The organism is Luteitalea sp., assembly GCF_044337415.1.
Classification (GTDB): Bacteria; Acidobacteriota; Vicinamibacteria; order Vicinamibacterales; family Vicinamibacteraceae; genus Luteitalea.
The window spans coordinates 1-12,086 of record NZ_JBIINP010000129.1; the positions used below are offsets into that span (position 1 = coordinate 1).

Below are 12,086 nucleotides of genomic sequence, written 5' to 3' on the forward strand. Positions count from 1 at the left end.
TCATGTCGCCGGCCTGGGAACAACAGAAGCGCGACACGTTCGAGAAGCAGAACGGCGAGTTGCGCACGACGCGGCCGTCCAACTATGCAGCGCGCCTCCGCTCACTGGAGCACGAGATCACGGTGCTGCGCGCGGATGCGAAGTCCAACGCCACGCCTGGGAAGGACGCGAAGGGACAGTGGTACTGGGGCCCGGTCGGGGCGCACGAGGACGCCGTGCGCACGCTGGCCGCCCTCTCACCAGCCGCCGCGACGCGCTCGGCCGCCGCGTCGACGTCGGCGGGAGCCGCGACGTTGATCTGCAGGTAGAAGCCCTGTCCCTTGATCCGATCCCACCCCAGCTTGCCGTCGTCCTGGTTCAGGACGATGGCGCAATTGCCCGATGTGACAACGGCGGCGACGACCTTGCCGTCGCGCTCGTAGGTCTGCCCGACAGCGAAGCCGATGCCATCGCGATAGAAGCGCAGGGACGCGTCGAGATCTTTGCAGGTGATGGAACAGCCCAGGGTGGTCGCGTTGAGCGCGGCAGTCGTCTCGGTCATCGAAGTCTCCACAGGCGCGGGACGTCCGGGAGCGGAAGCTCGGGCGCGAACCGGAAGTCTACGGTGGAGCGGGCAGCGTAGCAACGACGGCGGTGTACCATCCGGGCGACTGCCATGACCAACGCCTCACTGACGCGCCGCCAGGCCATCGCCACGCTCGCGAGCGCGGCCACAGCTCCGATGCTTTCCGCCTGCCGGCGCGATCCCGCTGCGCCCGTCACGGGCGCCACCTCTGCCACTGCGCCCGCCGACGCCGAGGCCGCGGCACGCGCGCTGCTCGACGACATCGGCAACGGACTCCTGCAGCTGCTCCCCGAGAGCGCCACGTCGCTCGGCCTCGACACGGGCGCACGCGCCGGGCTGCGCGCGCAGTTGATGGACCGCTCCGCCGAGGGCCAGCAGCGCATCGCGGCCCTGCTGACGCGTGACCTCGCACGGGCGAAGGCCGTCGACACGGCCCCGCTGACCCACGCGACACGCACCAGCATCGATGTCGTGCGCAGCGCCTACGCGACGGCGCTCGAAGGTTTCGCCATGCCCTATGGGGATGTGCCGGTCGGCGGCTGGCGCATCACGCCCTATGTCGTGGTGCAGAACGTGGGCGCCTACCTGGACATCCCCCGGATGCTCGACGCCGAGCACCGCATCGAGAACGCCGCCGACGCCGAGGCGTACCTCTCTCGGCTGCAGTCCTACGCGAAGCAGCTCGCCGGCGAGCGCGAGCGCGCGCAGGCCGCACGCGCGAAGGGCCTCGTGCCCCCCGCCTTCCTGCTCGACAAGGCGATCGCGCAGCTGCGACTCGCGATCACCGGCACGCGCGAGGGCGGCGGGCTGGTCGAGTCGATCGCGAGGCGCACCAAGACCATTCCCGGCGCATGGGCCGATCGCGCCCGCGCCATCGCCACGAAGGACATCGCCCCGGCGCTCGAGCAGCAGCTCGCCGAGCTGGAGGCGCAGCGTGCCGTCGCGACGGGCGACGCCGGCATGTGGGCGCGACCCGGCGGAGAGGCGTACTACCGGTGGGCGCTCAAGGCCTCGACGACGACCACGATGTCGCCAGACGAGGTCCACGCGATGGGCCGTCGCGAGCTGGAGCAACTGCACGCGCGGATGGACGCCATCCTGAGGACCGTGGGGTACACACAGGGCACCGTCGGCGCGCGCATGCAGGCCCTCGCGAAGGATCCGCGCTACGCGTTCCCCGAAGGCGACCGCGGCCGCGCCGAGATCCTCGCGTTCATCGACGAGCGCCTCGCCTGGATTCGCGCGCAGATGCCGCGCGCGTTCGGCACGGTCGTGAATCCCAACATGGAAGTGAAGCGGCTGCCGCCCGAAGAGGAGCCGGGCGCGCCTGCCGCGTACGGCGGCGCCGGCGCGGTGGACGGCTCGATCCCGGGGCGCTTCTGGATCAACCTGCGCACCACCGACCTGCACAGCCGCTACAGCCTCGGCGACCTCACGTTCCATGAGGCCATCCCCGGCCACATCTGGCAGGGCGAGTACACACACGGCATGCCGCTCATCAGGCAGATGCTGGCCTTCAACGCCTACTCGGAAGGCTGGGCGCTGTATGCCGAGCAGCTCGCCGATGAACTCGGCGCCTTCGAGAACGACCCGGTCGGCCGCCTCGGCTACCTCCAGTCGATTGCCTTCCGCGCCTGCCGCCTCGTGGTCGACACCGGCCTGCACGCCAAGCGCTGGACGCGCGAGCAGGGCGTCCAGTTCTTCGTCGACGTGAACGGCTCCAACCCACTGGAAGTGGCGTCAGAAGTCGACCGCTATTGCTCGTGGCCCGGCCAGGCGTGCGGCTACAAGGTCGGGCACACCGAGATCAACCGGCAGCGCGACGCAGCGAAGACCACGCTGGGCGACCGGTTCACCGACAAGGGCTTCAACGACACGCTGCTCCTCGGCGGCAACGTGCCGCTCGACGTGCTGGGCCGCAACGTCGACGCCTGGGTAGGCGCGACACGGGCCTGAGCCCGATTCGCAGGCGCCTCAGGCGCGCGACGTGCCCCGCGGAAGCAGGTGACCGCCGACGATCACCTGCCGCACCTGCAACCGCGGGCTCAGCACGACGACGTCGGCGCGCGTGCCCGGCGTGAGGCTGCCGAGTTCGTCGGCCAGGCCGGTGCGCTCCGCCGGCGTGAGGCTGGCCATGCGCACCACCTCCCACAGCGGCGCCTTCGTCGCCCGCACCATCGTCCGCACCATGTGGTCCATGCCGACCGATGAGCTCGCGAGCCCGCCGCCGGGCGCACGGCCCACGTGGCCGTCGTGGTCGAAGTCGGTGCCGGTGGCGACGGGTCCGAAGCGGTAGCGGCCGGGCGGCATGTCGACCGCACGACTGGCGTCGGTCACCAGCAGGAGTCGGCGCGGACCGAGCATGCGAAGCGCGAAGCGAAGCAGCTCGGGCGCGAGGTGGAAGCCGTCGGCAATCACCTCGGTGCTCATCCCCTCCTGCATCAGGACGTACTGCTCCATGCTCCCCTGCATGGGCGTGCCGAGCCGAACACGGACCGACGCCACGCTGCTCATGGCGCACCAGAAGTGGTCCACGTGCCGCATGCCGGCAGCGAAGGCGCGGTCCATCTCGGTCCACGACGCATTGGAGTGCCCGCACGTGACGAGGCACCCTTCACGCGCCGCCCGGCGGAAGAACCGATCAGCGCCGGGCAATTCCGCAGCGCATGTCGCGATGCGCACGATCCCGGTGGCAAAGTAGCGCGCATACTCGGCCGTCGTCGGGTCGCGTCGTCCCGCCTCCGAGTGGCAGCCGACCTTGTCGGCGGCGAAGAACGGCCCGTACAGGTGCACGCCGGCGATGCGCGCGCCCGTCGTTGTGCCGCCCTCGTCGCGCACGACGCCGCACGCGGCGATCATGCGCGCGACCTCATCCGCATCGCCGGTGGTGGTCGTCGGGAAGATCGTCGTGGTGCCGTGCCGCGCGTGGACGGCGCAGGCGGTGCGCACCGCCTCCGGCGTGCCGTCCATGAAGTCGGCGCCGCCCCCGCCGTGCACGTGGACGTCCACGAAGCCGGGCGACACGTACCCGCCGCGCGCATCGAGCACGCGCGCCCCGCGAGGCACGCGCGTGGACGCGCCTCCGACGCGCGTGATGCGTCCGTCCTGCAGGACCACGCGAGCGTGGGGCAGGAGGCGGTCGGGCAGGATGGCGGTGGCGTTCTCGATGACGAGGGCGTCTGCAGCAGGCATGCGCCGGGCATCGTACCAATTCACGCGCCGCGAGCGCCCCCTGGTCGCGCCCCGGCTATCATTCGGTCGTGCCTACACCCCACCGGTTCGTGTCGCTCGCGCTCGGCGCGGCGCTGCTCGCGGGCACCGCCGGACGCCCCGGCGCGCAGGGTTCCTCGCGCTTCGACGTGCATGAGGCGACCATCGCACAGGTGCACGCGGCATTCCGCGACGGGCGCATCACCTGCCGCGGCCTGGTCGAGCAGTACCTCCGACGCATCGAGACCTTCGACAAGAACGGCCCCGCACTCAACGCCATCGTCGTCACGAATACACAGGCGCTCGCCGCTGCCGACGATCTCGATCGGCGATTCTCGCGCGGGGGCCTGACCGGCCCGCTTCACTGCGTCCCGGTGATCGTGAAGGACAACTTCGAGACGATGGGGCTGCAGAGCGCCAACGGATCGCTGTCGCTCCAGGGCTTCATCTCGCACAAGGACGCGTTCCAGGTGGCGCGCGTGAAGGCTGCCGGCGCCATCGTGCTGGCCAAGTCGAACATGGCCGAGTGGGCGTTCACGCCGTACGAGACCGTGAGCTCGATCCTGCCCGGCTACACGAAGAACCCGTACGCACTGGATCGCGTCACGGCCGGGTCGAGCGGCGGGACGGCAGCGGCCGTGGCGGCCAGCTTCGGCACCGTCGGCCTCGGCACCGACACGGGCAACTCGATCCGCGGCCCCTCCTCGCACCAGGCGCTCGTGGGCATCCGATCGACGATGGGCCTGACGAGCCGGGGCGGGGTGATGCCGCTGAGCCTGCTGGCCGACATCGCCGGGCCGATGACGCGGACGGTGGAGGACGCGGCACGCGTGTTCCAGGTGATCGTCGGCGCCGATCCCGGCGACCCGGTCACGGCCGACGCCGGTGCGCACCTGCCGCAGGACTACCTGCGCGCCCTCGACCGCAACGGGTTGAAGGGCGCTCGCATCGGCGTGCTGCGCGCCGCCTTCGACACCGCCACCACCGCCCCTGAGGTGCTGGAGGTGTTCGAACGGGCGCTGGCGGACCTGCGCGCGGCTGGCGCGACCATCGTCGATCCGGCGCCAGTGCCTGCGCTCACAACCCAGCAGGCGCCGTCGGCGGCCGACACGTGCCGCACCTTCAAGTACGAGATCAACCGCTACCTGGCGTCGCACGGCGACCGGGTCCCCGTGAAGTCGCTCGCGGAGGTGCTCACCTCCAGGCGCTTCCACCCGAGCGTGCGCCGGCAGCTCGAGCGCGCCGATGAGATACCCGACCACGGCCCCGACTCGGAGGCCTGTCGCGCCGACACCGCGTGGCGGCAGCAGGTGGGCGCGGCCGTGACCGCCGCGATGGACGCGCAGCGGCTCGATGCGTTCGTCTACCCGACGTGGAGCCATCCGCCGCGCCTCATCGGCGACCTCAACACGCCGCACGGCGACAACAGCCAGTTCTTCTCGCCAGAGACGGGCTTTCCGGCCATCCAGGTGCCCATGGGCTACACGCGGGGCGGCGTGTTGCCGGCCGGGCTCACGCTGTTCGGTCGGGCGTGGTCGGAGCCGACGCTGATCCGCCTGGCCTACGCGTACGAGCAGGCGACTGGCCACCGGCGTCCACCGACGAGCACGCCGCCGCTGCGCTGATCTGATCACCGACTGACGGTTCCGGTGCGCAATGGCCCCGCCTTCGCCTGGCGGGCCGTTGGCGGATATCATCCGGGCCCGGGGGCGTTCCGTCGGGGACGTCGACACACACACGAGGAGCCGTGCCTTGAAGAAGATCACCGTTCTCGTCGCCTGCCTGCTGGCCGGCGCCGCCATCAGCGCACAACAGACCCAGACCCCGCCCGCTACCCCGCCACCCGCGCCGACGGGGTACCAGGACACGCCGATGCAGCCCAACGGCAAGTGGCACGTGCACGACGGCATGCGGCCGCAGCCGCGTGTGGTGACGCCGGGCCCGTTCGTGTCGCTGGCGCCGCCGTCAGACGCGATCGTGCTGCTCGGCTCGGGCACCGACCTGAGCAAGTGGCAGATGACGCAGGGCGGCGGTCCTGTGGGCTGGCCGGTGGCCGACGGCGTGATGTCGAGCGGCAAGGGCATGATCCGCACGACGCAGGACGACTTCACCGACTACCAGTTGCACGTGGAGTTCGCGACGCCGTCGGAGGTGAAGGGCAACAGCCAGGGGCGCGGCAACAGCGGCGTGTTCCTGAACGGCGTGTTCGAGATCCAGGTGCTCGACAGCTACCAGAACGTCACCTACCCCGACGGCCAGGCGTCGGCGATGTACGGCCAGTTCCCGCCGATGGTCAACGCCTCGCGCAAGCCCGGCGAGTGGCAGTCGTACGACATCATCTTCAAGGGCCCGAGGTTCGAGGGCGACACGCTGAAGCAGCCGGCGACCGTCACCGTGCTCCACAACGGTGTGACGGTGCACGCGGCCCAGACCTACCTCGGGCCGACGATGCACAAGCAGATCGGCAAGTACGCGCCGTCCAACGCCAAGGGCTACATCGGCCTGCAGGACCACGGCAACCCGGTGCGGTTCCGCAATATCTGGATCCGCCCGCTCGCCGAGGCGCAGTAGTCCGGTACTGATGCGGAGAGGGACCGCTCGGCCATCGACTGCGCTCAACCCGCTCTGGGCGTCGTCGAAGGGCGGAGAGCGGTCCCTACCACAGCGGTTCCTCAGAACCGGAACGTGTAGGTCCACTTGACCAGCAGGAGCCGGTTGCGTGGGGCGAGGACCGGCGACGCGAAACGGTCACGGACCTCGTCGTACACGAGGAAGAGCTGGCTGCCCGGCCGGTACTCCCAGCCCACGAGCAGGTTGCCCGACAGCTTGTCGTCGAGGTCGTTCCACTGCACGAACGTCTTCACGAACAGGTCGGTGGTGAAGGCGTACAACACGCGGTTGCTGAACGTGTTGGTCCTGAAGTCGCCGGCCGGGTGGTCGACGTTGTTGTGCGTGTAGATCAGGTCGACCGACAGGTTCGCCGACGGGTGGATGTTGCTCGAGAGCGTCAGCTGCCGACGGTCGCCACCCCAGTAGTCCATCAGGCTGTAGGCGGCCGTGGCCGACAGCCGACGACTCGCGTTGCTCGTGAAGGTGAGGTCGTGCGAGCTGTTCGAGTAGTCGCCGGGCCTGATCGTGATGGGGCCGACGGAGAACGGCCTGAGGATGCGCTCACGCGAGGGCACCCAGGCATACCCCATCCTGTCGTTGGACTCGAGCATGAGGTCGGCGCCGACCTTGCTGCGGCGTCCGAGGAACTCGTGATCGAAGTAGGCGTCGTAGGCGTAGGAGCCCGAGTAGATCACGTTGCGCACGCGCCCCCGGTTCACCCACTGCGTGTACGACACGTCGGCCGACGACCGGCGGAGGTCGTTCTGCAGCACGAAGCCCATCTCGGGGACGAAGGTGCGCCCGATGGCGTAGTAGCGCACGTCGGCGACGACGTTGCGATTCGAGAAGAGGAGCCGGCCGATGCCGGCGCCGTCGTTGCGCACGCCGTCGGTGTTGAAGGTGCGCGCCAGCAGCATCTCGCCCTTGAGCGCCGGGCTGAACCAGAAGTTGCCGTCGATGCCGGCCAGGCGGCTGTAGGAACTGCTGGACTGCCGGTTGGTGACGATCGCGCCGATCGAGCTGTTGGTGAGGAGGTTGCGCTTCAGGCGCAGCACGGTGTGGTTGGCGGCCGGGGCGGTGACGGGGGCTCCACCGGGGATGGACACGTCGGCCTCCTCGGTCTGCACGTTCATCACGCCCACCGTGTACTCGCCGACACGCCCCGAGAGCTTCCCCGCCGCGAGGATCGGCACCTGCCGGCCGTTCACCAGGCCGATGCGGCGGCTGTAGAACGGCATCACTTCCTGCTCGATTCCGGCGTTGAACAGCCCGGCGTCCTCGAGGAAGAAGTCGCGGCGCTCAGGAAAGAAGATCGGGAACCGCGTGAAGTTGATCACCTCCTGGTCGGCCTCGACCTGTGCGAAGTCGGTGCGGATCGAGACCGTGCCCCTCAGGTTCGGCGTGAAGTCGTAGAGCACGTCGCCGCCGACGTTGAAGCGCGGGTCAGAGGAGGACGGCCGCCAGCCATGCTGCGCGCCGGCGAGCGCGTACGGCTTGGCCTCCCACTTCGCATAGGCCGCGTCGGTGCGGATGCCGACCAACTGCCCGAACCGCTCGGCGCGCCACGTGGCGCGCCCGCCGAGCCAGCGCGGGATCGGCGCCCAGTAGACCGACTCCTGCTTGCGCCTGATCGCACGACTGAGCTGCAGGCCCCACGTCATCGGCTGGTCGCCACCGAAGCGCAGGGTGGAGAACGGGATGCGGAACTCCGCCGTCCATCCCGTCGCCGTCACCTGCGTCTTCACCTCCCAGATGCCGTTCCACGCCGTGTTGTACGACTTGGCGTCGGTGACGATGCCGTCGCGGCGCGTGCCGAGGGTGTTGGTCGAGAAATAGTAGAAGTTGCGGTGGTCGTGGTACGTGTCGAGGTAGATGCCCACGTAGTCGTCGTTGGACAGCGGCGCGTCGCGCCGCATGTCGAGCGTGATCAGGCCCTTCGGGTTCGTGTCGTGGCAGGTGATGCCGAAGTAGAGCGCGCGTTCGTCCTGCACGACGCGCACTTCGGTGTTCTCGGTCGCGGCCGCGCGATCCAGCGGCGCGTACTGCCAGAAACCCGTGGCAGGCGTCGCGCGGGCCCACACGGCCTCGTCGAGCACGCCGTCGAGCTTGACGGTCTCGCCGCCTGGGATGATCTGGACGTTGAGCTGGTCGGGCGTCGGCAGGTCGGGGCGGTCCTCCTGCTGCGCGCGTGCCGGGGCCGCCCCGGCGACGAGCAGTGCCAGGGCGAACAGCGCCGCGCGGGCGATGCCCGACGTGCGCGGGATCCCGCGGCGCCGGATCAGCACGGAGCCGAGAGGGAACGGGGGGCGAAGGCGAGGACGATCACGGTCGGGAGGGGGCCGGTGAGGCGGCGTGGCACCGGAACGATATCGGCAATCGGCCGCGCTGCAAAGAGCCCGACGCATCTCGGGTGGCGCGGGGGCATGCTACGGTGGCCCATGGCCAAGCCACGCCCGATGGACGACTCGCGTCGCAGGCTGCTCTGCGCCGGCCTGGCCGCCGGCGCGCTCGCGGCACTCCCCCGCTCTGCGTGGGCCCTGGCGCAGGGCGCAGCGCTGCCGCTGATCACCAAGCCCATTCCGTCGACCGGCGAGCGCCTGCCCGTGATCGGCCTCGGCACGATCTGGTATCGCGACGCGCAGTACGACCAGCTGCGCCCCGTGCTGCAGCGCCTCGGCGAACTCGGGGGCACGCTCATCGACACGGCGGCCGGCTACGGCGAGAGCGAGGGTGTGGTCGGTCGCGCCCTGGCCGAACTCGGCACGCGCGACCGCATGTTCGTCGCCACCAAGTTCGACCGCGGCGGCCCGGCCGCCAGCGCCCCGGCCGCCACGCCTGGCACGACACCCGCGCCATCGACGACGCCGCTCCCGGGCCCGCCGCCGGGCGTGACACGCCCGGCTCGCGACGGCGTCGGGGGGCGCGAGAGCGTCGAGCGCTCGCTCCAGCGCCTGCGCACCGACCGCATCGACCTGCTGCAGATCCACAACATGCACGGCACCGAGGAACTGATGCCGCTGCTCCAGGAGTGGAAGCGCGCCGGTCGCATCCGCTACATCGGCGTCACGACGTTCAACCCGCAGCAGCACGGCATGGTGGCCGAGGCCCTGCGAAAGTACCCGATCGACTTCGTGCAGGTGGATTACTCGATCGGCAACCGCGCCGCCGAGCGCGAGGTCTTCACGGCGGCCATCGAGCGGAAGGTGGCCGTGATGGCCAATGTGCCGCTCGGCCGCGCCACGCTGCTGCAGCGCCTCGCCGAGCGGCCGCTGCCGCCGTGGGCCGCCGACATCGATGTCGCGACGTGGAGCCAGTTCCTGCTGAAGTACGTCGTCTCGCACCCGGCGGTGACCTGCGCGATCCCGGGCACCACGCGCGTCGCGCACCTCGAGGAGAACATGGGCGCATGCCGCGGCCGTCTTCCCGATGCGGCCATGCGGGCGCGCATGGAGGCCCTCTGGGCCGACGTCATCAGGTGATGGTGCGGCGCCGCGCGTGGCGTCGACGGGGCTGGCTGTCCGAGTCGGCCGTGACCTCGGCTAGCACTGATAGGTGATGTCGGTGATGGTGCCGCGCCAGTACGGGAGGCGGCCCTGCGGCGTGAGCCAGGCCACCTCTCCGTCGAGCGGCACGAGGTAACCGTCGCGCCGCTGGTAGTTCGACATGCGCCCCTCCCACGGGGTGGGGACGACGGTCCCGTCCACCGTGCGCCCACGATCCTCGACGCGCATCGACGCGAGCAGGCCGTCGGCGCCGAACCCGAAGGTCATCGGCAGCGTCAGCGGGCCGTCCACGAGCGTGCCGCGCGCGTGCGTGTCGTCGATCGGCTCCCAGCGCACGCCCTGGCTCGGCAGCAGCGCGGTGGGATACCACGCGGCTTCCGCGAAGAAGCGCATCAGCTCGCCGCGGGCCACCTCGCCGCCGCGGTCTCGCAACTGCATCAGGGAGTACAGGCCGAGGATGGCCGGCTCGAGGATGCCCTCGCCGTCGACGTAGGCGTCGTGCACATGAACGGCGACGCCTGGCCCCATCGAGATGCGCGCATCCCACACGAACCCGGGCCGTCGCGTCACGACACGCTGATGCGACGTGAAGGGCCGCCACTGCTCGCCGGCCTGGCTCATGTTGAAGGTGCCGCGATGGACGACGTCCACGGCGCGGATGAGGGTGGCGCCTTCCGGCAGCGCCTGCCTGAGGTGGCGCGCCACCGGCGGCGGCAACCCGTCGAGTTCCCGGAGATCGACGGTCGCCTGTGGCGCCCGCTCGCGCGACGACTCGAGCCGATCGAGCAGCGCCTGGCTCTTGCCCGACCAGCGCCACTGACCCGCTCCCCAGGCTGCGAGTGCGACGCCGACGACACCGAGCAGGCCGACGGAGAGGCGTTTCATCGCGGGGTCAGCATACAGCGTGGCATAGCGCCGCGCTGGTGCCGTCGAGCTGGCGTGGCCACGTCGGGAGACGCGTCACCGGACTCCCGCGGCCAGGTGCCGGTCGAAGAACTGCACGAGCTTGCGATAGAAGTAGCGCGCGTAGTGTTCGCGGGCCGTCCACGCGTGCGTGGCACCAGGTGCGGTGGCCACGTCGAAGTCCTTGCCAAGCAGCATCAGCCGCTCGGCCAGCGCCATGGTCGTGCGGAATGGCACCACGTCGTCCATGAGCCCGTGGATGATCAGCAACGGATCGCGCAGGTCGTCGCCCAGATTCAGCGCCGACCCGCGCACGAAGGCCTCGGGATGTGACTCGGGCGTCCGGGTGATCGCCACGTCGTCCGGACCGAACGCGTGCGGGTCCACAGCCGGGGCGCCAGCCACGCCCGCGGCGAAGACTCCGGGCCGCTTCAACAGCGCATGAACGGTGAGCAGGCCGCCATAGCTGCTGCCCCAGAGGCCGATCCGCCGGCCATCGACATACGGCAGAGCCTTGAGGCCATCGACCACGGCCTGCAGGTCGTCGAGATCCTTGCCGCCGTAGTCCATCAGGAATGCCTCGCGAAACGCGCGGCCATGACCAACGCTGCCCCGCACGTCCACCTGCACGACGATATAGCCCTGCTGGACAAGGAACTGCTGCAGCGTCCCTGCCAGGCCATTCCATCGGTTCCGCACGGTATTCGAGTAGACGGGCCCGAAGATGACGGGATACCGGCGGGCAGGGTCTCGCGCGGGTGGCTCGAGAATGCGCGCGTGCACCACGAACCCGTCGACGGCATTGGTGAAGGTCGCATACCGCGCGCGTACCCAGGAGTGGCGCGGGAACTCGGGGAGCGGTGAGGTGGTGACCCTGCGCTCGGCGGTGCCTTGTCCATGCGACGTCACCATGAGTTCCGGCGGCGTCACGTCGTCGGTCCAGATGGTGGCGAGGTGGCGGCCATCAGGTGACAGCACCGGCGCGTGGGTGCCGGCGAGCGTGGTCAGGGCCGTCGGCGCGGTGGCCCCAGGCGTCAGGCGATAGACCTGGCGTTCGTACGGGTTCTTCAGCGTGCTGGTGAAGATCAGCGTGCCGTCGCTCGCGATGTCGACGAGCGAGGTCACGTCCCACGTGCCGGAGGTCAGGGCGACCGGGGCCGACGTGGGCGTGGTCGCGTCGAGGGCGTACAGATGATCGCGCTCCGCGAGATCGGCGAGTACGACAATGCGACGGCCATCCGGATGCCAGCGCGCCGCATACGAGGGATAGATGCGGGTGGCACGGTGGTCGTGCC

9 protein-coding genes are annotated in these 12,086 nt (G+C 70.3%); 4 read left to right on the forward strand and 5 right to left on the reverse strand.

Features of this window, described 5'->3' with window-relative positions; translation table 11 throughout:
• Positions 1-82: 82 nt before the first annotated feature.
• A complete protein-coding gene (locus ACIRDX_RS15940; RefSeq protein WP_396626424.1) occupies positions 83-541 on the reverse strand; it encodes a VOC family protein in 459 nt (152 codons plus the stop codon).
• Positions 542-655: 114 nt separating this feature from the next.
• Here ACIRDX_RS15940 and ACIRDX_RS15945 point away from each other — a divergent pair, with 114 nt between their 5' ends.
• Entirely contained in the window at positions 656-2,521 is a 1,866-nt protein-coding gene (locus ACIRDX_RS15945; protein WP_396626425.1) for a DUF885 domain-containing protein, read from the forward strand.
• 18 nt (positions 2,522-2,539) lie between these two features.
• On the opposite strand, the gene ACIRDX_RS15950 is transcribed toward ACIRDX_RS15945, so the two are convergent.
• Entirely contained in the window at positions 2,540-3,757 is a 1,218-nt protein-coding gene (locus ACIRDX_RS15950) for an N-acetylglucosamine-6-phosphate deacetylase (protein ID WP_396626426.1), read from the reverse strand.
• 68 nt (positions 3,758-3,825) lie between these two features.
• Between ACIRDX_RS15950 and ACIRDX_RS15955 the strand changes: the two genes are divergently transcribed.
• Positions 3,826-5,400, forward strand: a complete 1,575-nt coding sequence (locus ACIRDX_RS15955; RefSeq protein ID WP_396626427.1) for an amidase family protein — start codon at positions 3,826-3,828, stop codon at positions 5,398-5,400.
• 127 nt (positions 5,401-5,527) lie between these two features.
• Positions 5,528-6,346: a DUF1080 domain-containing protein gene (locus ACIRDX_RS15960; RefSeq protein WP_396626428.1), complete on the forward strand. Its 819-nt coding sequence runs from the start codon at positions 5,528-5,530 to the stop codon at positions 6,344-6,346.
• A gap of 101 nt (positions 6,347-6,447) precedes the next feature.
• On the opposite strand, the gene ACIRDX_RS15965 is transcribed toward ACIRDX_RS15960, so the two are convergent.
• A complete protein-coding gene (locus tag ACIRDX_RS15965) occupies positions 6,448-8,670 on the reverse strand; it encodes a DUF5916 domain-containing protein (RefSeq protein WP_396626429.1) in 2,223 nt (740 codons plus the stop codon).
• Positions 8,671-8,823: 153 nt separating this feature from the next.
• Between ACIRDX_RS15965 and ACIRDX_RS15970 the strand changes: the two genes are divergently transcribed.
• A complete protein-coding gene (locus ACIRDX_RS15970; protein ID WP_396626430.1) occupies positions 8,824-9,864 on the forward strand; it encodes an aldo/keto reductase in 1,041 nt (346 codons plus the stop codon).
• A gap of 60 nt (positions 9,865-9,924) precedes the next feature.
• Here ACIRDX_RS15970 and ACIRDX_RS15975 read toward each other — a convergent pair whose 3' ends face one another.
• Both ACIRDX_RS15975 and ACIRDX_RS15980 read right to left on the reverse strand, forming a co-directional pair.
• A complete protein-coding gene (locus ACIRDX_RS15975) occupies positions 9,925-10,773 on the reverse strand; it encodes a DUF6920 family protein (RefSeq protein WP_396626431.1) in 849 nt (282 codons plus the stop codon).
• Between the two features lie 75 nt (positions 10,774-10,848).
• Positions 10,849-12,086, reverse strand: a 1,238-nt coding sequence (locus tag ACIRDX_RS15980; protein ID WP_396626432.1) for a prolyl oligopeptidase family serine peptidase, incomplete at its 5' end; no start/stop codon positions are given.